23 protein-coding genes and 2 pseudogenes are annotated in these 21,242 nt (G+C 37.1%); 19 read left to right on the forward strand and 6 right to left on the reverse strand.

Annotation, left to right across the window (positions count from 1 at the left end; all coding sequences use genetic code 11):
• Positions 1–63 precede the first annotated feature (63 nt).
• Entirely contained in the window at positions 64–462 is a 399-nt protein-coding gene (locus H0184_RS23040; protein WP_221828873.1) for a (deoxy)nucleoside triphosphate pyrophosphohydrolase, read from the reverse strand.
• A 178-nt stretch (positions 463–640) separates the two neighbouring features.
• Here H0184_RS23040 and H0184_RS23045 point away from each other — a divergent pair, with 178 nt between their 5' ends.
• Positions 641–979 (forward strand): hypothetical protein, encoded by a 339-nt coding sequence (locus tag H0184_RS23045; RefSeq protein WP_221828875.1) that lies wholly within the window; start codon positions 641–643, stop codon positions 977–979.
• A 100-nt stretch (positions 980–1,079) separates the two neighbouring features.
• On the opposite strand, the gene H0184_RS23050 is transcribed toward H0184_RS23045, so the two are convergent.
• Both H0184_RS23050 and H0184_RS23055 read right to left on the reverse strand, forming a co-directional pair.
• On the reverse strand, positions 1,080–1,487 hold the full coding sequence (locus tag H0184_RS23050) for a VOC family protein (protein WP_221828877.1): 408 nt from the start codon (positions 1,485–1,487) through the stop codon (positions 1,080–1,082).
• A gap of 32 nt (positions 1,488–1,519) precedes the next feature.
• Positions 1,520–1,972: an NUDIX hydrolase gene (locus H0184_RS23055; RefSeq protein ID WP_221828879.1), complete on the reverse strand. Its 453-nt coding sequence runs from the start codon at positions 1,970–1,972 to the stop codon at positions 1,520–1,522.
• Positions 1,973–2,248: 276 nt separating this feature from the next.
• Between H0184_RS23055 and H0184_RS23060 the strand changes: the two genes are divergently transcribed.
• The 5 genes from H0184_RS23060 to H0184_RS23080 all read left to right on the forward strand — a co-directional run bounded on the left by H0184_RS23060 (position 2,249) and on the right by H0184_RS23080 (position 6,294).
• Positions 2,249–2,632 carry a MazG nucleotide pyrophosphohydrolase domain-containing protein gene (locus H0184_RS23060; protein WP_221828881.1) on the forward strand — a complete coding sequence of 128 codons (384 nt, stop codon included), beginning with the start codon at positions 2,249–2,251 and terminating at the stop codon, positions 2,630–2,632.
• A gap of 339 nt (positions 2,633–2,971) precedes the next feature.
• Complete coding sequence (fsa, locus tag H0184_RS23065) at positions 2,972–3,631, forward strand: fructose-6-phosphate aldolase (RefSeq protein WP_221828882.1); 660 nt, start codon at positions 2,972–2,974, stop codon at positions 3,629–3,631.
• 244 nt (positions 3,632–3,875) lie between these two features.
• Entirely contained in the window at positions 3,876–4,487 is a 612-nt protein-coding gene (gene wrbA, locus H0184_RS23070; RefSeq protein WP_221828884.1) for an NAD(P)H:quinone oxidoreductase, read from the forward strand.
• Between the two features lie 226 nt (positions 4,488–4,713).
• On the forward strand, positions 4,714–5,349 hold the full coding sequence (locus H0184_RS23075; RefSeq protein ID WP_221828886.1) for an FMN-dependent NADH-azoreductase: 636 nt from the start codon (positions 4,714–4,716) through the stop codon (positions 5,347–5,349).
• Positions 5,350–5,796: 447 nt separating this feature from the next.
• Complete coding sequence (locus tag H0184_RS23080; protein ID WP_221828888.1) at positions 5,797–6,294, forward strand: YbaK/EbsC family protein; 498 nt, start codon at positions 5,797–5,799, stop codon at positions 6,292–6,294.
• Between the two features lie 139 nt (positions 6,295–6,433).
• Here the strand turns inward: H0184_RS23080 and H0184_RS23085 are convergent, their stop codons facing one another.
• A complete protein-coding gene (locus H0184_RS23085) occupies positions 6,434–6,817 on the reverse strand; it encodes a DUF1398 family protein (protein ID WP_221828890.1) in 384 nt (127 codons plus the stop codon).
• 190 nt (positions 6,818–7,007) lie between these two features.
• On the opposite strand from H0184_RS23085, the gene H0184_RS23090 reads away from it, so the two are divergent.
• The 7 genes from H0184_RS23090 (at position 7,008) to H0184_RS23120 (ending at position 14,059) form a co-directional block, all read left to right on the forward strand.
• A complete protein-coding gene (locus H0184_RS23090) occupies positions 7,008–7,541 on the forward strand; it encodes a sigma-70 family RNA polymerase sigma factor (RefSeq protein WP_396953619.1) in 534 nt (177 codons plus the stop codon).
• A 3-nt stretch (positions 7,542–7,544) separates the two neighbouring features.
• Entirely contained in the window at positions 7,545–7,952 is a 408-nt protein-coding gene (locus tag H0184_RS23095) for a PadR family transcriptional regulator (RefSeq protein ID WP_221829036.1), read from the forward strand.
• 46 nt (positions 7,953–7,998) lie between these two features.
• Positions 7,999–9,237: an FtsW/RodA/SpoVE family cell cycle protein gene (locus H0184_RS23100; RefSeq protein WP_221829038.1), complete on the forward strand. Its 1,239-nt coding sequence runs from the start codon at positions 7,999–8,001 to the stop codon at positions 9,235–9,237.
• A 188-nt stretch (positions 9,238–9,425) separates the two neighbouring features.
• A complete protein-coding gene (locus tag H0184_RS23105) occupies positions 9,426–11,546 on the forward strand; it encodes an MMPL family transporter (protein ID WP_221828892.1) in 2,121 nt (706 codons plus the stop codon).
• Between the two features lie 48 nt (positions 11,547–11,594).
• Positions 11,595–12,266, forward strand: a complete 672-nt coding sequence (locus H0184_RS23110) for a response regulator transcription factor (RefSeq protein WP_221828894.1) — start codon at positions 11,595–11,597, stop codon at positions 12,264–12,266.
• Positions 12,263–13,660, forward strand: coding sequence for a sensor histidine kinase (locus H0184_RS23115; RefSeq protein ID WP_221828896.1), 1,398 nt, complete (start codon positions 12,263–12,265; stop codon positions 13,658–13,660). The genes H0184_RS23110 and H0184_RS23115 overlap by 4 nt, the downstream gene beginning before the upstream one ends.
• Before the next feature lie 3 nt (positions 13,661–13,663).
• Entirely contained in the window at positions 13,664–14,059 is a 396-nt protein-coding gene (locus tag H0184_RS23120; RefSeq protein ID WP_221828898.1) for a hypothetical protein, read from the forward strand.
• 233 nt (positions 14,060–14,292) lie between these two features.
• Here the strand turns inward: H0184_RS23120 and H0184_RS23125 are convergent, their stop codons facing one another.
• Positions 14,293–15,153 carry an AraC family transcriptional regulator gene (locus tag H0184_RS23125; protein WP_221828900.1) on the reverse strand — a complete coding sequence of 287 codons (861 nt, stop codon included), beginning with the start codon at positions 15,151–15,153 and terminating at the stop codon, positions 14,293–14,295.
• Positions 15,154–15,550: 397 nt separating this feature from the next.
• Between H0184_RS23125 and H0184_RS23130 the strand changes: the two genes are divergently transcribed.
• The 3 genes and pseudogenes from H0184_RS23130 (at position 15,551) to H0184_RS23140 (ending at position 19,072) form a co-directional block, all read left to right on the forward strand.
• Entirely contained in the window at positions 15,551–16,276 is a 726-nt protein-coding gene (locus tag H0184_RS23130; RefSeq protein ID WP_221828902.1) for a CAP domain-containing protein, read from the forward strand.
• Positions 16,277–16,834: 558 nt separating this feature from the next.
• A pseudogene (locus H0184_RS23135) lies at positions 16,835–17,107 on the forward strand (family 4 glycosyl hydrolase); the annotation flags it as partial.
• A 1,032-nt stretch (positions 17,108–18,139) separates the two neighbouring features.
• The gene (locus tag H0184_RS23140) at positions 18,140–19,072 is read left to right on the forward strand and encodes an LCP family glycopolymer transferase (protein ID WP_221828904.1); all 933 of its coding nucleotides are present in this window, start codon (positions 18,140–18,142) and stop codon (positions 19,070–19,072) included.
• A gap of 73 nt (positions 19,073–19,145) precedes the next feature.
• On the opposite strand, the gene H0184_RS23145 is transcribed toward H0184_RS23140, so the two are convergent.
• Positions 19,146–19,520 carry a cupredoxin domain-containing protein gene (locus H0184_RS23145; RefSeq protein WP_221828906.1) on the reverse strand — a complete coding sequence of 125 codons (375 nt, stop codon included), beginning with the start codon at positions 19,518–19,520 and terminating at the stop codon, positions 19,146–19,148.
• Between the two features lie 201 nt (positions 19,521–19,721).
• On the opposite strand from H0184_RS23145, the pseudogene H0184_RS23150 reads away from it, so the two are divergent.
• The 3 genes and pseudogenes from H0184_RS23150 to H0184_RS23160 all read left to right on the forward strand — a co-directional run bounded on the left by H0184_RS23150 (position 19,722) and on the right by H0184_RS23160 (position 21,213).
• Positions 19,722–20,339: pseudogene (locus H0184_RS23150) on the forward strand (FMN-binding negative transcriptional regulator).
• Positions 20,340–20,422: 83 nt separating this feature from the next.
• Complete coding sequence (locus tag H0184_RS23155) at positions 20,423–20,758, forward strand: MerR family transcriptional regulator (protein WP_313771821.1); 336 nt, start codon at positions 20,423–20,425, stop codon at positions 20,756–20,758.
• Entirely contained in the window at positions 20,755–21,213 is a 459-nt protein-coding gene (locus H0184_RS23160; protein ID WP_221828908.1) for an SRPBCC family protein, read from the forward strand. Before H0184_RS23155 ends, H0184_RS23160 begins: the two co-directional genes overlap by 4 nt.
• Positions 21,214–21,242 lie beyond the last annotated feature (29 nt).

The following is a 21,242-nucleotide window of genomic DNA, read 5'->3' on the forward strand; positions in this document are numbered from 1 at the left end:
AAAAAAATGTTGTGGTAATAATAAGACTTACTCTAAAAGCTGGTTAACACGCTTGAGTAAGTCTTATTTGTCCTGTATTAACTGTTGGACTGCAGGAATGTCTGCCGGAGCCCATTTTAGGGATTCTAAATTTTCTCTTTTTAACCAAATAAGCTTGGAATGTTCACGCGGAGTTGGATTACCAGATATCACATTACACTTAATTGATAGTAGATTAATGATAAATGTATCGTACTCATGAATAGTGTTATTGAATATTTCCTTGGACGTCTTAATCCTACAACCCAATTCTTCATCAATTTCTCTCACGAGAGCTGAATAAATATCCTCATTCTCTTCAACCTTTCCACCAGGAAACTCCCACATATTCGGCATAGACATTTCAGGTGATCTTAGTGCACATAGGATTTCATTTTGTCCATTTTCAATAATGGCTCCGACTACTTTCATTATCTTTTTCAAGGATAGCCTCCTAAAAGATTCGATTGGTTGTGGTTATATTTTTTCTATAACGGATTTTCTTAAACCAAAAGAAAAATTATTTTTAACTTAACAATGCAGATTAAGCCAGGAATGTTTTTGCTATAATGTTAATAGAGAATATTTGGAAAACTTATGATTTTGAGAGGAGATAGAATATATGGATGCAGCTGTTTTATGGGAAAATCTTAGAGAGAGAGCATTAAAATCGGAATACGAAATACATACGGTTCCTCAAAATAAGAGTGTACCATTATGGTTTTTAGTAGGTGTTAGGGAAAAAAATCTCATCATTAAAAAGGCGAGGAACCATACACCTAGTGTAAACATTTCAATGGATAGAATGATCACTTTTAAGGATTTTGAGTATGTTTATCGCTATTATGACCGTTGGCAAAAGGGTGAAACAAGCAGCCGTCAAGAGGCAGCCAAGAAATCGCAGAATACAGCATACATTTTTGGGTTAATTGATGAAGCGTTGAAGGTTGCGGTTAAGTAAAGCTAAAAACTAATCAAACGTTTGATTGAAACCGCTAAACCCTTGGTACTATTGGGCTAGGCGAACTAATCAAACGTTTGGTTAAATTTTTTAAACCTTTTTATAAGCTATTTTTATTAGTGCCTCCAAAAGCTATACAATAGTTATCTGGATCAGAAATAGCAAACTCCTTCCATGGTCCTGCTTCTTCGTCAATCCACGGTTCAATAACAAATGTTGCTGCTTTTTCTTTAAATTCCATATATAGTTCATCCAATGCTGCCCAGTTTTCGACATAGCAATATATGTCTGGAGCAGGTTGTGAAAATCCTTTTTCAAGTCTATTAGGTCGCACATCTTCGGTTGAATTTGCTTGAAGTAATTTAATACCTAATCCAGTGAAACCTTCCCGGATTACCCACCAATCCGTTACTTCACATCCTAAGACATTTCGATAATACTGTTTCGATTTTTCTAAGTCTGAAACGAGTAAAACTTTTAATGAACTATGAATTTGTCTGCTGTTCAAGACAAGTCCTCCTTCAAATAATCGCTCTGTAACTAGTTGGTTTGAAATAGCTTAACGTGAAATCCTGTCATTTCCCCAGTTTCTGAATAACTGCAGTTGTATACTTTTGGTTCACTACTGATATCTAATACATCTTCAATAAATAATGGGATATTCTCAACAACATCCCTTGAGGATAAGATCCATTCCATACTCTTCCACTCAAGGCTTCCTTCCTCAGAGGGTATTAGATCTCCTTCAAAGTCATTGCTGACGAATACATAAATGCATTCATTGCCATTCAATGCTATAAGGCCCTTGAAAATCTGCTTTCTTAAAATCAATCCTGTTTCTTCAAGAACTTCTCTTTTGCATCCTTCATCAGGGGTTTCACTGATCTCAATCTTTCCGCCAACACCATTCCATTTTCCCTTATTTGGTTCCTTTGCCCGTAATAGCATCAAAACCTCATTTTCCTTTTTTAAAAAACATAAAGTATATTTCACATCGTTGACCCCTTAGTTAAAAAGATTCCTATCAACAGGTTAATCTTTATCAATAACAGATTCAATAAATTTAATAAGCCAATTCAAGACTACCCTGTGAGTATAGAACAGGAATTAGTTTTGCTCATTATAGGTGGCATTCTTTTTGATATAATAGAGAAAAAATAGCATTAGAAAAGTATAGGTTATTTCAGAACATAGCTTGATTAATGGTTAGAAAAAACTAATCAAACGTTTGATTAACAAATACAGCGGTAAAAGGACGGAAGGGATATCATGAAAGAGATACAAACTTTTGCGAAACAGTATCAAAAAGATATGGGATGGGAAATCTCTGAGGAGAGCTATGCAAAAAGCAGAGATTCTCTTTTAAATAATTACATGCTGCTAACGACTGAGGTTGCCGAGGTAGCGGAGGAACTACGTAAGGCGTTTAATCTAACAGCTTCCTATGTTGAAGATGGCATGGATGAGAATCAGGCATTTGAGTTAGCAAAGATTAAGATTAAAGAGAATGTAGGCAAGGAATTATCAGACTGCCTGGCTTACATGCTGAAATTTTATAATTATTTTGGAATTGACGCAGAAGAAAGCTTTTACGCTAAAATGGAAGAAGTTAAAAACCGAAAGAATAAGGATTTAGTTAAACCATTGAAATGAATTATTCATATAGGAACATGAATTATATTGAAGATTTTTTAAAAAATTTATGTTGATAAAAATTGACTGAAATTGCTTTTTTGAAATATCTAAATTATGAAGAAATTAAAGAGATTTTGCACCTCTGAGGTGAAGGGAAAATGGACAAATAGATAAACTTTAAACCTTAAAAAGGCAACATCAGTCATTGCAATGTGCAGATTAATACGCTATGGTACTTTAAAGGATGAAAACTTTATGGTAATGTTGAAAGTGGCATGAAAACTGAGTTTAGTGGACAGGCTGTCGGTAAAATTACCAAAAACGCATTTATTTTATTAATAATGGAGGAAAGAGATTATGAAATTTTTCATTGATACTGCAAACCTAGAGGAAATTAAAAAGGCCTATAAAATCGGCGTGTTATCAGGAGTAACAACTAACCCATCTTTAGTTGCTAAAGAAGGTGTGAAATTCGAAGATCGTATCGCTGAAATTCTTAATGCTGTACCTGAAGTAGAGTCTGTTTCTGCTGAAGTTACACCTAATGCCTTGACAGCTGAGCAAATGATTGCGGAAGCAAACGAGCTTATCAAGATTAATGGCGGCGATAAGAACATTACCATCAAACTTCCAATGAATCTTGATGGGCTAGAGGCTTGCCGTTATTTAACAAAAAAAGGTGTTAAAACCAATGTAACGTTAATTTTTAGTGTTAACCAGGCGTTACTTGCTGCACGTGCAGGAGCTACATATGTTTCACCATTCTTAGGCCGTTTAGATGATATCAATGAAGATGGTGTTGAACTAGTCGCAAAAATCGCTAAGATGTTCCAAGTGCAAAAGTTGGATTCACAAATCATTGCAGCATCTGTTCGTCATCCAGATCATGTTACACGCGTGGCGTTGGCTGGAGCTCATATTGCAACGATTCCATTTAAGGTTATTGAGCAATTATCAAAACATCCATTAACTGACCAAGGTCTAGAGAAATTTGCTGCTGACTGGAAGACTGTTTAATAAAAATTAAATAATATCAAAAGCACTCTCATTTCATGAGGGTGCTTTTTTATTTTTGCAATAGCAATTTATTGTAAGCAAGCTGTATCAGGTAGCAATTGATTCTTTCAAAGGATTCAAATGAGAAAAAAGAGGAGATTAATTAATGAATGGAAATGTAAAAAGGAAGAAATAATAGGTGGTGTTACAAATGGATTATCTTATCTAAATTATTTGGAAATACAACAGAAAAGGAGGAAGGAAAATGACAAATGTAAAACTGGCAGTAATTTTTTACAGCATGGGTGGAACAAATTATCAATTAGCGAAATGGGCTGAAGAAGGAGCAAAGGAAGCTGGTGCTGAGGTTAAGGTATTAAAAGTACAAGAATTAGCTCCTGAGTCAACTATTGAGAGAAATGAAGTGTGGAAGAACACAGTGGAAGCAACGAAACATGTTCCAATTGCAACAGGGGATGATATTGAATGGGCAGATGCGGTGATCTTTAGTGTTCCGACTCGATTTGGAAACATGCCTTCACAAATGAAGCAATTCCTTGATATTCAAGGAGGACTTTGGGCAACAGGTAAAACAGTAAACAAAGTAGTCAGCGCAATGACTTCTGCACAAAATCCACATGGCGGCCAAGAAGCTACACTTCTTTCATTATATACTTCCATGATGCATTGGGGCGCAATTATTGCTGCACCAGGTTATACAGATCCCGTTCTATTTGGGGCAGGAGGAAACCCTTATGGAACAAGTGTCACAGTTGGCCAAGATGGAAAAATGATTGAAGATGTTCAAGCAGCGGTAAAACATCAAGCAAAACGTACGGTAACCGTTGCAGAGTGGGTAAAAAAAGCAAATCAATAAAATCTTAACCAATATATAAAGCTAATCGGAAACCTTCGATTAGTTTTTTTTTTTTTGTTTTTCATCCTTATGTCTTAAAGGAATCGAGGGAATTAATTAAATTTCATGTCTACTAATTAAATAGGAAATATCTACTATGGACAAGAATGCTAGTTTAATATATTATCAATTCGAGATATATGATTTAAAAATAACAAAATATAGGATAAAAAGGGGATTTATATATATGAATGTTTTAGTAGTAAAAGCAAACAACCGTCCAGCTTCAGAAGCAGTTTCAAGTAGAATGTATGAAACTTTTATGGAAAACATAGAAGGTGTGAATGTGACAACTTTTGATGTTTTCGCTGAAGATATGCCTTACTTTGGCCAAGATTTATTCAACGCTTTCGGTAAAATTCAATCAGGCGAAGAAATGACTGACCTGGAAAAGCGTCTTCTAGCAGCAAAACAAAAAGCAATGGACGCTCTTACAGCTGCTGATTTAGTTGTATTCACATTCCCTTTATGGAACCTAACAATTCCAGCGCCATTACAAACGTTCATTGATTATGTTTACCAAGCTGGTTTCACTTTCAAATATGATGAAAATGGTCAACTTGTACAATTAATGAAAGATAAAAAGGCAATTATTCTAAGTGCACGCGGCGGTGTTTACTCAACACCTGAAGCAGCACCAATGGAAATGGCGGCTACTTATATTAAAAACGTTGTTGGCGGCGTCTTCGGTATGGAAATCGTTGATGAAGTGATTATTGAAGGTCATAATGCAATGCCGGCACAAGCTGAAAATATTATTGCTGAAGGATTAGAAAAAGTAAAAGAAGCTGCAAAGAAACTATCACCAGTAGCAGTATCATAATGAAGTAAAGAAAAAAGAAAGGCGCATGGACAATTCCAGCGCCTTTCTTTTCTCTTTTACTTGAAGTGTCAAGTATGCCGAAGTACGTGAATAACAAAATGGAATTGTTCCCTTGGACAGCAAAAATGAGGGATCTAGGGAACGATACTTGGAGAATCGTTCCCTTCAACGGCAAAAACCAGGGTTCAAGGGAACAATACTTGTAGAATCGTTCCCTTCAACGGAGAAAGCTAGGGTTCAAGGGAGCGATACTTGTAGAATCGTTCCCTTCAACGGCGAAAGCTAGGGCTCAAGGGAATAATACTAGCAGAATCGTTCCCTTCAACGGAGAAAACTAGGATTCAAGGGAACAATACTTCCAAGAAGTTCTTGATTACAAACTTTCGCTTTTCCTAACTAAAGTGTGTTATTATTTTCCATAATACTAATTAGGAAAGGATGGACAGGATGTCAATCGAAAGTGTAAAAGCCCATTTCAGGCAATGGGACAGAGAACAAGATGTGATGGAATTTGAAACATCAAGTGCAACGGTGGATTTAGCAGCCGAAACAATTGGGGTTATTCCGGCCCGTATTGCAAAAACATTATCTTTTAGAGTAGGGGACAAAGTCCTTTTAATTGTTGCTGCCGGAGATGTGAAAATTGATAACAAGAAATTTCGACAAGCCTTTGGATTTAAGGCCAGAATGCTGACTCCGGAAGAAGTGCTGGAGCAGACCGGTCATGCAATTGGTGGAGTATGCCCTTTCGGATTAAAAAATGAACTAGATGTTTACCTTGATGTTTCCATGAAAAGATTTGATACTCTTTTCCCGGCATGTGGCAGCACCAATTCAGCGATCGAACTAACGAATGAAGAAATTTATCGATACTCGTATGCAAAAGACTGGGTGGATGTTTGTAAAGGTTGGGAAGAGTCTGAGCAAGAAGAGAAGGTAAGTTGAAATAATAAAGAGACTTCAAGAATTCTTCCACCTATATATTAGGTGATAACTCAATCAAACATACGGTTATACATGAGGAGGTACAAATCGATAAGGTTTAGTACCTCTTTTTTTAATGCCTTTTACTTTTTACAATTAATCAAAGCTGGAGCGGTTCTACTATTTGGTCACCATTTATCCCTGTGTAAACAGCTTTTCTCTCATTAATATTAACGGTATAAGAGACGATTCCTGCGTTACCAAGCTCTCTTAGAAAGTCTAAAAAAGGAAGGGTAATGTTTGCGATTGATTGTAAGGCGTGGTCCCTATCAAATTGATTTGAAATCACAAAGTTAACTTGAGGTTCTGTGTTTAACTCTGAGTTTTCTGCTTTGTAAGTGGCCCGGCCTGTGGCAACATCGATATCGTATTGTATAATCCCGATAGTGTGCAGCTCCTCCAAAAATTGTGCAAAGCTGGTTTTTCCTGTACTTCTTCTTTCAATAACCTCATGTACATCTTTTTCACTTGGTTTTTTATTCATAATGCATCCTCCATCGCGTGTTGTTCTTTCCTCATTTTAACCGTTGAGTGAGTTCTTATTCCCTTAAGCAATTTTTGTGAAAAGTGAAAGTCTACTCTGTTGGATGGAATCATTTTTTTATAAAATAAGATAAATCTTAAAAACTTCCCTTCAGGGCAATTCGTCTAAATAAGGGAAGGGGGAAGAAGTTGTGGAAGAGATGATATTTGAAGGAAGCATCACAGAGGATAAAGACCTCCTGATTGATGAAATTATGAATCAATATGGACAAGAGATCCTCCAGCTGGCTTATTCCTATGTAAATAATAAAGCGATTGCGGAGGATTTAACGCAGGATATCTTCGTTAAATGCTATAAAAACCTCCATACATATAACGGTAAATCTAAATTGAGGACGTGGCTGTGGCGGATTGCTATCAATCATTGCAAGGATTTCCATAGAAGCTGGTACACCAAAAATGTGGTTATTGCCGGTGAAGAAATGCCCAGTAACGGTACCAAGAAAGAGCTTGTTGAGCAGGCTGTGATCCAAAAGGAAGAAGATGATGAATTAATTGCAGCGATTATGAAATTGCCGATTAAATATCGAGAAGTGATCTATCTCTTTTACTATGAAGAACTGCCGCTTAAGGAAATTGCACTGGTAACGGGCAGTGGTCTAAATACGGTTAAGACTAGACTAAGGCGGGCCAAAGAACTTCTGAAGGAAGAATTGGAGGAATAGATGATGGAGGACCGTTTAAAGAATTTAAAAAAGAAAATGGATAAAAAAACATTTGCTACCGTGAAATTTTCAGAAGACCATCAAAAGGAGATTCACAGAAGAATAAACCAACAGGAAGAACGGGATGAGGACATCCTGTTGTCAGTTATGCAGCTTCTCGTTCAAGAGAAAACAGGCCATGAATTAACTGGGCTTCTGCGGGGACGAGGAATACAAAAATTTGAGAATAACGAAGGATTTTTGTATACCATGTTACATCGTTTAGAACAGACAGGGTGTATCGATACCAAATGGGATGAGTCAGGAGCCAAATATTATTGGTTAAAAAATAAAGGCAGAAAATTATTAAGCAAAGCAGAACAAAAACGAGCAAAGCATGTGTTGGTATTAAAGGAATTGCTAGGGAGGTGAGTGTTCATTGACGAATAACAAAAAACATATTTTCCTAAATGAAGTTATGAATCAAATTCGATCAAAGGAAGCAAAAAATTATGTAGCCAACGAATTAAATTATCATGTTATGGAAGCAAAAAAGGTATGGATGGAAAAAGGTTTACCAGAGAGTGAGGCGGAAGACAAAGCGGTCGAACAAATGGGAAGCCCAACAAAACTGGGTATCCAGATGAACAAGCTGCATCGCCCAAAGGTGGACTGGTGGCTGATTCTTCTTTTAGTCGTGTCCATGGGTTTAAGCTTCCTGCCGATGTTCTCTCTCGGTTATATGAAAGACACTTACCATTTTATCATTTCTAAGTTTCTCATTGCTCTTATTGGATTCGCTGCAACTGTAGGCGTCATGCTGGTGGATTACCGAAAGTGGAAAAAGCAGGGCTGGCTATTTTACATAATCGGAATGTTCCTGCTATTCATCTTGGCTTTTTTCTCGAACACGATGATAAACGGGCTGAAGCTAATAAAGTTTGGACCGGTTACCATTGAAAGTCTGATGGCGTTGCCGTTCTTCTATCTTGCGTGGGCTTCGTTTTTCAATAATGGAAAATTAAGAATTTGGCAGTTTCTATTATTGTTTCTCAGCCCCATTCTGCTATTTCTTGCACTACCATCTATTTCAACCATCTACCTTTATTCTGTGATGGTGTTCGTGATGCTTTGGTGGAGTAAATTCTCTAAAAAGGTTAAATGGATGATCTCTGCGGGTACATTTGGAACCATTTTGTTGACGGCCTTAGTGATTTGGCCATTTATTAAGCCTTATCAAATTGTAAGACTGCTGGCGTTTCTTAATCCAGAGAAGTATGCGGACACGGAAGGGTTCATTATACTTCGGATTCAGGAGATTATGTCAAAAGCTGGCTGGTTTGGACATTCCGGTGCAAGAGAGTTCATACCGGAAGCACATACGAATTTTGTTTTTGTGAGTTTTACCTATCATTACGGATGGATTTTTGGCGTTTTACTGGTTATGATTCTCCTGCTGTTTGCAGCTAGGATGATGGTGATCCAACCAAAGATTAAAGATTCTTATGGACAACTGCTTCTAATCGGCGGGGTTGCCCTTTATGGTATTCAGCTAGTCAGTAATATCGGTATGGCCTTGGGGTTATTCCCCATGACTTCAATGTCACTGCCTTTCATTAGTTACGGTTTAATGCCAACCTTGCTTAATGCGATATTAATAGGGGCTGTGTTAAGTGTTTATCGTCGGAAAGACTTGTATGGAAATGTTAATCAATAGAGAACATTATAAAGGTAACTTAAATAGATTGTATTACCTTCAACGAACGGGTGCTTTCCTTTAGAGGATAAGCACCCTTTTTTATAGAACTAATAACAGTTTTTCGGCAAATGTAAACAAAAGTTGATATTGAATTTATATTCCATTAGTAAACTCATAAACGAACAACATTTAAGGAGGTTTATATTTTGCAAAAACTATTACATCCAATTACAGATTGGGTTTCCACTAAACGTGGGATGTGGGTTACGATTATCACTTGGCTCGTCCTGATGGTCGGACTAAGTGCGGGACCAAGACTTGGCGATTATCAAGTAACGAATTTTCAATCGCTTCCTGATGAAGCACAATCTATAATAGCTGAGAAAAAGACAGAAGAGATATTTCCTAATGAGCAAGGGACACCAGGAATCCTTGTATTCCATAATGAGAATGGAGATATACGTACCGATGAGGTCATACAAATACTAAATGGAATCGCAGCAGAAGATATTAACGGAATTGAGACAATCGTTGATATAAGCGTCCTTCCGCCTCAAGCGTTAACAGGCTTTATCTCTGATGATGGTTCAACGATGATAGTTCCGATGGAGTTAGAACGTGGTCTAGGCAGTAGTGAGTATTCCGAAATCAATGACAAGGCATCTGAGATAGGTAATAAGATGGCAGATAAGTTTGAAAATATGTCCTTTTATATCACCGGTCCAGCAGGGATTGCGGGGGACACACTAAAGTTATTTGAACAAGCGGACTTTGTGTTATTACTTGCAACAATCGTTATTATTTTAGTTTTACTTATAGCGATTTACCGTTCACCTTTACTTGCATTTATACCTCTTCTTGCAACAGCTATTGTCTATCAGGTCGTGAATCAAAGTATTGCATTACTGGGGGCAGGCGGGTTAGAAATCAATAACTCAACCACCTCCATCATGAGCATTTTACTTTTTGCTGCAGTGATTGACTATTCACTATTTGTATTCTCTCGTTACCGTGAGGAGCTTAACAAGGTAGAAAGTAAATATGAAGCGATGAAACTTGCTATGCGTGCAACTGGAGAGCCTGTATTTTTTGCAGGGGGAACTGTGTTAGCAGCAATGCTAGTCTTATTTTTTGCTAATTTCCGTGACTATCAAAATTTTGCTCCCATATTTGGGCTTGCCATGTTCTTCATCATGTTAGCATCGATCACATTGGTTCCAGCTTTATTTACCCTATTTGGCCGTAAAGCATTTTGGCCGAAAGTTCCAAAGTACGGCCAAGAAAAAGAAGTTAAACACGGAATTTGGGGGCCAATTGCTAAGTTTGTCGTGAATAAGCCAGGCTTTTCTGGAGGCATTGTTGGTATTTTCCTTCTCATTACTGCTTTCAATATGTTTAATCTTGACTTTGAATTTGATACAGTCAAAAAGTTTCCTGAAGATCTGCCTTCTCGAGTGGGTTATGAAATTGTAGAGTCAAGATATGATAAAGGTGAATTAGCACCTGCAACACTGTTAATCGAAAGTGATAAAACTATAGACCAAACTGACGTAACTGCTTTTACAGAAAAACTACAAGAATATGATAAGATTGCATCTGTACGTTTGACTGCACAATCTGAAGACGCTAAGGCTTTAAAGTTAAGTGTTGTGTTAGCAATGAATCCATATTCTACGGAGTCTATGAATTTTATTAAAGATTTACGTGAGGATACACCCAATCTATTAAAGGATCTTTCCATATCTGGAGAGCCCTACTATAGTGGAGTAACTGCAAAGCTAGTAGATGAGCGTGATGTAAATACGAGAGATATCTTTACCATTGTGACACTTGAAACATTACTAATACTCGTTCTCTTATTTGCCCTAACTCGTTCCATTAAAATGCCAATCTATATGGTGGCGACCATTTTACTATCCTATTTATCTGCACTAGGTCTAGGTATATTCCTTGTTGATATCTTGTTTGGTTTTGATGCATTAAGTACTCGAGTTCCTGTATATGCTTTCATCTTCCTTGTGGCTTTAGGTATCGATTATAACATCATCCTTGCATCAAGATTTATAGAAGAAAGGAAGGCACATCGAGTAAAGGATGCTCTTGAAGTGGCAATCCGTAATACTGGTGGAGTAATATCTTCTGCTGGTATCATACTAGCTGCAACTTTTGCAGCTTTGACAACGATGCCTATTGCTGACCTTTTCGTATTTGGATTCATCGTTTCAATTGGAATCTTACTTGATACTTTCTTAGTTCGTGGGATGCTCCTCCCGGCATTGATACTGTTATTTGAAAAAGATAAGCAAGCATCTCATAATAGACAGTAAATAGAAAACATTGGCTTCCTTTGTATTCTACTTTTAGGAGGTATGATTATGAAGATTCTTGTTGTAGATGATGATGTCTATATTCAACAGCTCGTATCGATCCACTTAAGTGGAGAAGGTTATCTAGTATATAGAGCTAATCATGCTGAGGAAGCATTAGACCTGTTGGAAGAAAAAACAGTGGATTTAGCGATTGTCGATGTAATGATGCCTGGGATGGATGGGTTTGAATTGACAAAGATATTGTCAAACGACTATGATATCCCAGTTATTTTGCTGACTGCCAAAGGGCAGATTGGTGATAAGGAACAAGGCTTCTTATCTGGTTCTGAGGACTATATCGTTAAGCCTTTTGAGGTGAAGGAACTCCTATTCCGTGTTGCTGTTGTTTTACGACGTTTCGAACGTGCCATGGAAACGGTAATTAAAGTGGGAAATCTCGTATTAGATCGAAAGAATTTTGAATTAATTATCAATCAAGAAACCGTCCTTCCGCCATTAAAGGAATTTGAACTATTAAGTTTATTAGCTTCACGTGTAAATAAGATTACACCTAGGTCACTTCTAGTTGAACAAGTATGGGGAGTTGATTATGAAGGTGGAGAACAAACGCTAAATACACATATAAATCGAATCCGGGAACGCTTAAAAAAATACGAAGCATCGGTGGAAATTCAAACGGTTCGAGGAATTGGCTACAAGCTAGAGGTTACGAAATGAGAACTTTAAATCGGAAATTCATTGTTGCAACACTACTGATTCTGACGATTAGCATCACGATTGGAATGATATTAGCCAATTTTACTTATTTGACATCTACAAAACAGAAGATTGATCAGCAAAATGTAGAGATTGCACAAAGAATTACATTAAACCTTGAGAGTATGCATGCTGATCCTTCCTCCTTTGAGCCTTTTTTGGAATCAATCGGAAATCTCGGATATCAATTATATGTGCTCAACGAACACGGGAAAGAAGCTTATTTTGGCAAGCCTTTTACTAAGAATGAACCTCCTAATGAAGCTAAGAAAGTTATTACAGAAAAAAGGATTTACCATGGCATGAGCAACTTTTCCCATAAGTTTTTATTGATGGGGCACTTTTCGAATGATGTAAGGAATACAGTAGGTGTTCCATTCACAATGAGCGGGGTAGAATACGGTTTGTTTATACGTCCCAATAATAAACTGCTTTTTTCTGATATTCATATGATTTTAGCATGGTTTTTTGTAGCGGTTGCTGTTGTTAGTATTAGTGGTGTAATCCTATTCGCAAAGCATCTTATTAAGCCGATTACAAAGTTAACCGAAGCCACCAAAGAGATCACACGTGAGAATTTCCATTATCCCTTAAAGATTGAGCGTAATGATGAGATTGGACAATTAGTAGAAAGCTTTAACACCATGCAGAAGCAGTTACAGCATAATGATGAAGCCCGAAAATCCTTCATCAATAATGTGTCACATGACTTTCAGTCGCCATTAATGAATATTCAGGGATATGCGGAACTTCTATTGTCACAAAAAGTAAATGAACGTGAATATAGAGAATACTTACAGGTTATTGATCATGAATCAAAGCGGCTTTCCATTCTAACAAAGCAGTTATTACTATTAACATCCCTTGATCAGAAAGCTTATCCGATGATGATATCAGAGGTCCAATTAGATGAACAAATAAAACAAACCATCCGCAGGTATCATTGGCGGCTGCAGGAGAAGGAAATCGAAGTTTCTTATAAACTGCCCCCTGTTCGGATTAAGGTTGATGCGGAACTTATGAGCAACGTCTGGGACAATTTGATAACAAATGCGATAAAGTACAATATTAACGGAGGTAATATTTGGATCAGCTTATCTAGAAACGAATCCTTCCTAAGGATCATTGTCAAAGATACAGGGATTGGAATGTCCCAGGAAGCGCTCACCCAAATTTTTGATCGTTTTTATCGTGTCGATTCATCTCGAAAAAGTGGCGGTACAGGACTGGGTTTATCGATCGTTAAACAAATCATTGACCTGCATGGAGGAGAAATTAAGGTTGATAGCAAGGTTGCTAAAGGGACAACCTTCACCATTATCCTGCCTTATATGAATAAAAAATTGGAGGAATAAAAAATGGAACAAACTTGGAGTATACGGCTCATTCGATTCTCAGCTATTTTCGGTATTATCGGCACTTTTCTTGGCTCTCAAATGTCAGGAAGTATGGATTATTCAATGAGACCCATCCATGCTCATATTCTATTAGTAGGATGGTTATCAGTGTTTGCCTGGGGGATCTTTTATAAAGTATATAGTATTAAATATAAAAAACTTGTACCCATTCACAGTATACTCGGAATGCTAGGTGCTTTAGGTTTGACCGTAGGAATGTGGATGTACAATTTAAATCCATTCAATCTTAATGAGACCTTTGTAATGCTGTTCTTTATTGTGGGCGGTAGTTTACTTTTACTTGCTTTTTTATTATTTGTGCCAATTACCTTTCTCATTAATAAACAGGAAAATTAGAAAATGATTTAATAGGGGGGGAAATTTGCCTCCGAGATATTTAAGATACTCTATATTCAATATCAGCGGCGATGCTTCAAAAACGAAGTGTCGCTTCTTTATTCAAGTAAGTTTTAAAAATTAATAACTTAATAGGAAAATAGGCAACAAAAAAAAACACCGCGTATACGGTGCAAATGTGTTTGCCGATTTAGTTATAAATTCTTTTGCTGATTCTTTCTTTTGCTAGTGATTTATTTCAGTGGAATCCAAATTTCTGAATAATAATCAGGGCTGGATGGATTCCCATTTGAGTAGACTTCTAAGTCTGGAGTTCCGGCATGCTCATAATGACTAGAAGGAAACCATTCTGAGATGATTTGTTTCCAAACCTTTTGCATAGCATCAGGCATGGCACCGTGAACTTCAAATACTCCCCATTTTGAAGCTGGAATCTCTAGTTCCATCAGACCTTCTGGTGTTTCGCCAGTATGTGCGGCGGCAATCCAGTAATCCATTAACGGAGAACCAGGTGCACGTTTATCGACACAAACCCCAAGGACGCCTTTAATTTGCCCGTTATTCAAATCAAACAATAAATCATTTGTTCCATCAAAATGAACATCATCCCACATTTTAGGGATGCCAGCTAAATTCTCCCCATTCTCGCAAGAAAACTCCCGCTTCACCCCAACAACTTTAAAACTCTCTTTTTCCACAACTTTGTAATTCATAGGTTCTGCCCCTTTCAAATTTACCTGAATGCTCAGGCGGTTATAGGATTTCAGCTTTCCTGTGTAAGTACGTGCTTGACTAGGGGTTATTCCATGCTGCCTGCGGAAAGCCTTTGAAAAAGATTCGGGAGTGTCGTAGCCATATTTTAGGGCGACATCAATAATTTTGCTTTCAGTTGTAGAAAGCTCTTGTGCTGCCAGTGTTAACCGTCTGCGCCGGAGATATTCACCTACAGGAATATCTGTAAGCACTGAAAAAATCCGTTGAAAGTGAAATTCCGACACATTTGCCTGCTTCGCTATACTTTCGATTGTTATATCCTCGAGCAAATGATCTTCCATATAGTCTATTGCATGCTGTAATGATTCTACCCATCCCATATCGCTCACTCCTTATGTATATCGTAACAACTGCTGTAATCATAGTCCTGTCATTTTCTGCTCTGTTTTAACAGATAGCATAGTTAACTGAATAATATTTCTGTTAGTAATGATACTTTTCTGAAATATTTGTTAAAAATGTCCGGGTTTTTAAATGCTGTCAACCCTCCACTTTTATATAATTACTGGGAATATTTCTAGAAACTAGTAGATTAGGATTTGACCTGTTCTATCTATTAAATATTTGCAAACGCTAATAGTATAAGCTGAAATCAATATTCATGGCAGTAAAGAGTGATATTCGTGTTTTGTCTGTAAAATCCTTCCTAAAATATGACAAAAATCATGTGATACGATGGATTTGCAAATAACGGCAATTTTCAAGGAGGATTTCAAAATGAACAAAAAAGTACTCTTATCCGTAGCAGCTGCAGCGGCTTTGGTAATGGCCAATCCAGCAGCGAATAAAGCAGATGCCGCTTCCTTTAAACCAGTAGTGCAGGAAAAGGTCTATGTATATCAAGGAACTAATATAAATGAAATTAATAGTGTGCTAGAAAAATATCTTGCCAGCTTTGGATTTACAATGCCAAAAACAACGGTAAAACAGCCTGTCCAAACAGCACCAAGTCAACCAGTACAACAGCCAGCAGAGACCACTGCTCCACAACCCGTACAGCAGCAGCCTGTAGAGCAGCCGTCAGAGACATCAACTCAGCCAGCTGAAACACAAAATACTAGTACTCTAAGTGCTTATGAGCAAAAAGTGGTCGACCTTACCAATCAAGAGCGTGCAAAAAATGGGCTGCCAGCGCTTAAAGTTGATTTGACGCTTAGCAAAATGGCACGTGAAAAATCTCGTGATATGTCTGCAAATGGCTATTTCAGCCATACAAGCCCAACATATGGTTCTCCATTTGACATGATGAAAAAATACGGAATTTCATACCGTTATGCCGGCGAGAATATTGCCATGGGGCAGCGAACTCCTGAAGAAGTGGTGAAAGCTTGGATGAATAGCGAAGGTCACCGCAAGAACATCCTTAGCGCGAACTTCAACCATATTGGTGTTGGGTATGTTTCACAAGGCAATTATTGGACACAGGAATTTATCGGTAAATAAGATTATATTTTATAAGAAGGTCTTCAAGAGGCTTCTGTTTTCGGATGCATTCTTATTAATAGACACAAGAATTGACGTATGAATTGACATACGTCTTTTCTTTTTTATCAAGCTTTCTACGGAAATTCATTATCTATTCCCGCCTCTAGGTTAAAGAGGGTACTCATTTATAGGTTGGGGGTCAAGTTAAGAATCCGAGCTGATAAATAGACGGAAAATTTCCGTTTAATTATTAAATATAATTAAAAAAATGATAAATAACCGGAGAAATTCCGTCTATTGACTCAATAAATTTGAAAATAGGCGATATTGCTTTGCATAAGCGGAAAAGCTCCGCTTATTTACCCCGAAACGAGCTCCATAATACATTTAACCGGAAAAACTCCGCTTAGTATTCTAAGGTCACAATACGACTTTCATTTCGGCATCTATTTTAAGAAAAGCACCTCGACACGGACCCATTATTGAATTCAACAGGCTTTTTTCCTGTCTCATTGTTTGAGAGAATGTCCGTTTTTTATTGTATTGCTAGAATTCTAACTTTTTTGAGGTTAGTCTCCGGATGACTCATCTGTAGAAGTGAATTGTGTGATTACCAAGGATGGTCCAAAGCCTATATCGGTTGGCGATCTGCCGGTTGCTGTCAGGTGCCTCGTCCAACAAATTAAATCATTTGAAGTGATTTCTGAAGAAGCAGCAGTTACTGGAGATTATAATACAGCACTTCTAGCGATGACTATCAACCCATTGGTGCCTTCTGATAAAATTGCAAAGCAACTATTAGACGAAATGCTTGAAGCACATAAAGAGTATTTACCACAGTTTTTTTAAAAACAAAAAAGTGAAGTTTAAGCTTATTTATAGTAAAAGACATTCGGTAACCTGATTAATGGACACTAAAAAAAGGTGTCCCTTAATCGGGTTTTTCAATGTCCCAGATTGACATCAAAGTTAAGGGTGTGTAAAGGAATCTCATAAAGGGAAGGTAGTTTTTTATTAAAACCAAAATTTTCCCAATTTTTCATTTGATTTCTCATCCTTTATGCATGAAACTAAACTCAAAATGACTATTTAAACTAAGTGACAAAATGAATGAAAGCCTAAAAGTCACTAATTAATATCCCAATTGTTGCTCAAAGAAATTCAGATTATTATAAAAGTGAAGCCTTTTTTAATAATATTGATAAATTATCACGGAAGGGTGTTCTTTTAACCAAGAAACATTTTTCCTGTATAAACTCTCATCACGTTATAAATTAGCCGGGTGGATCCCCTGCAGTGGGGGATAAAAAGAATAGGGGTTATCTCATGCGCTTTTATTTATGTTCTAACTGTATGCATTATGTTGAAGATACTTCGGGCGAGTGGGTCGATGGTACGTTTTATTGTATGGATTGTGCTCCGCATGATTACGAAACTGATGAAGGCGAAAAATAGAAACAAACGAGGTTCGGTTCTTCCTATGGCCTTTTCTGAAAGTTTTATCCATTTTTGTTTGGGGGTCGCACATTTAAAGGTACTAAAGGTACTGCCATCTATATAGTACCTTGTATCTCAAATGAAAAAGGCGTTTCGAAAAAATCGGAACGTTTTTTTTCATCACTAACGAAACAAAATCCGACAAAATTTATTTAATCAAACGATTAATTAGTATCTAAATCAACCCTTTTATGACGAACTTTTTAATTATTTCCGAGAAAATATTTTGTCGATGTGAAATTTCACTATCTGCTATTAATCTACAGATTCCATTAAAATATGTAAAATAAATAACAATAAATCGACATGTACTTGTAATTCCATTGACACAACTCTTTGGTATCCTAAGTATAAAATGCTGATTTTATTTAGGAGGACCATGAAATGAGAAGGCGAAAAAGGAGGAGGCTTAACTGGCGGAATATAATAGGCTTATTTTTGTTTATTATACTAATAGCCGGGAGCCTCTATGGGTTCTCAGTATATCAATCTTTTAACAAGGCAGTAGCGACTATGCATGAACCGCTCGATAGCAAACCAAATAAAGAGAAGGTAACTGAAGCTTTAAAAAAGGAAGAACCTTTCTCCGTTTTGATGCTGGGTGTGGATGAACGAGAAGGAGATAAAGGGCGATCTGACACGATGATTGTGTTAACGGTGAATCCAAACAATCAATCCGTAAAAATGTTGAGCATTCCAAGGGATACTCGAACGGAAATTGCAGGTAAAGGGAAAGAGGACAAAATAAACCATGCTTACGCTTTTGGCGGTGTTTCAATGGCGGTAGATACAGTAGAAAATTTTCTTGATATTCCAATCGATTATTATGTGAAAATCAATATGGAGGGCTTTAAGGATATTATAGATTCCGTTGGCGGGATTAATATCGAAAACGATTTTGCATTTAAAGTGGACGAATATAATTTTCCTGCGGGTCAGATTCAATTAAGTGGCGAGGAAGCCTTAATTTATATAAGAATGAGATACGACGACCCGAATGGAGACTTCGGCCGTCAAGCACGTCAGCGCCAGGTCATTCAAGCAGTGATTAAAGAGGGCGCAAGCCTATCAAGTTTATCGAAAGCACCAGAAATCTTCCAGGCAATTGGCAGTAATGTCAAAACGAATCTTACTTTTGAAGAAATGATGGATATCCAAAAAAATTATAAAGAAGCAGGAAGAAACATCGAACAGCTGGTGGTACACTCAGAGGGGAAAATGATTGAGAATATCTATTATGGACTTGTCACACTAGCAGAACAAAAGCGTTTACAGGATGAGTTGAAATCACAGTTAGAAATGAAGCAGGAAGGTTAATTTGGTCATATTAGGAATGAATTAACAAGTTAACGTTGTCAAATAACAAGCAAGGCCGTATTGGCCTTGCTTGTTATTTGACGATTACCTGCCCAACCATTCCTTCTCTGAAATGGTACTGACATATCAGTTCATAGGTACCAGGCTTTTTGGGGGTTACGGTAATGGTTTTTTCTTGTCCCGGCTGAACTTCGGCGTCAATTCCAAGCTCTTTCACGGTGAAGGTGTGTTCTCTCTGACCAACATTTTTCAAGATCAACGTTGTCGTTTTTTCATTGGGAATACTGATGACTTTTGGATTAAAGAAATCATCGTTTAACTCGACCTTAAGCGTGTTCACCGTCTCCATAGGCTGTGCTGCAAATACGCCGAGTGAACCTGTAGTTGTCATAACCAATATCAATGCAAGCAAAATAACCAAACCTTTTGACCACTTTTTCATTGACATTCTAATCCCTCCTTTCCTAATCCCTATTTTTTACTAATTCATTCCAAATTATTAATGTGAAATTTTCATACTTCATTTCTAAAGAACACCGAAATTAGAACTCTTACGATATTAATCCCCAGTCCCTTTTCTTCGCAAAGAAGGTATTTATGAACCAATTCGAGAAATATTTCAAATACCCTTCGAACGGAGTTGATAGAAATGTATATTCCCAAACATTTTAATATTGATAATGCTGAAGAAATGTATGAATTTATTGAAAAGAATAGCTTTGCTATATTGTTTTCTCAGCACAATGGTGAACCATACGCTACACATCTGCCGCTGCTTTTGAACAAAGAAGAAGGATTTTTGTATGGACATTTTGCCCGTCCAAACGAGCAGTGGAAGGATATTGCGAATCAGGAAGTACTTGTTATTTTTCAAGGTCCACATTGTTATATTTCACCCTCCTGGTACGAGACTAATCTAGCAGTGCCCACTTGGAATTATGCTGCTATTCATGTATATGGACAGTTGGAGATTGCCCGAGATGAGCAGGAAGTTTTTGAAGCATTGTCAGACATGGTGAAAAAATATGAAAGACCAGATAGTCCCTATCAATTAGAGAATGTTGATGGAAACTTTATTAAGGGGATGAGTAAAGGTATTGTAGGTTTTAAAATTAAGATTAACAAAATAGAGTGAAAAGCCAAACTAAGTCAAAATCATCCTATAGCTAGGCAAGAATTAATCATTAAGCAATTAGAAAATAGTGTCGATCAAAATAATGTACATATAGCTGAACTGATGAAGAAAAATCTCCCTAAAGGTTCATAATGGAACTATTAAAAAGTAATAGTTGACTCTGTGGTGCACCCCACAGTTTATTATGTAAGTGGGAGGGAGAGAACCTGTACAAAATTAGCGATTTTTCGAAGATGACTGGATTAAGTAAAGAAACGCTGCGTTACTATGCTGAAGTAAAGTTACTAGAACCTGCTTATATTAATCCAGAAAACAATTACCGCTATTATGATGATGGGAGCTACTTTTTAGCGATTCTCTTAGTAAAGCTAAGAAGATTTGGTTTTACGATACAGGAGATGATTTCTGTAATGGAGGATGAGTCCTTCGCTCATTTAGAAGATTTATTAGTACAAAAAAGAAAAAACATCCAAGTGCAAATCGAAGACCTTCGTCTTCAGCTAGAAGAAATAGATGAATTTATCGAATCTGGGAGGGAGGAACAAAATTGATTCAGTGGAAGGCAGAAACAATCATTGAGGTTAATATTGAAAAGGTGTGGAGCTTATTTTTTGATAAAAATATTAAAAAAATAATGCCTAAGGTAGAGGAACATATAATCATTGAAAAAACGGAAGTCGAAGCGGGTGCAAAGCATCAGCAAAAATACCGCGAAGGTAAGCGTGTGGAAACCTACATTGTGGAAACATTAGCATTTGAAGACTTACCAGATAAAAAGCATAAGCAAATAAGCTTTGTTCTAGGTAAGGCATTTAAGATTTCGTTAGGATTTACATTACTAAAAATCGATGAGCAGCAAACAAAATTTATTTACGAAGGGAAAAACGAAGGCGTAAATTTTGTTGGACGTGCCATGCTGAAGCTTGGCAGCGAGAAAAGCAACAATATTGTCGTGAAGGAATTTATGGATAAGGTGGAACAGGAAGCGTTAAAAGTTTATAAGTAGAATTTTGGCGAACAGTGGCATCACTGTTC

Origin of the sequence: Neobacillus niacini, assembly GCF_019749295.1 — a bacterium.
GTDB classification, from domain to species: Bacteria; Bacillota; Bacilli; order Bacillales; family Cytobacillaceae; genus Neobacillus; species Neobacillus niacini_D.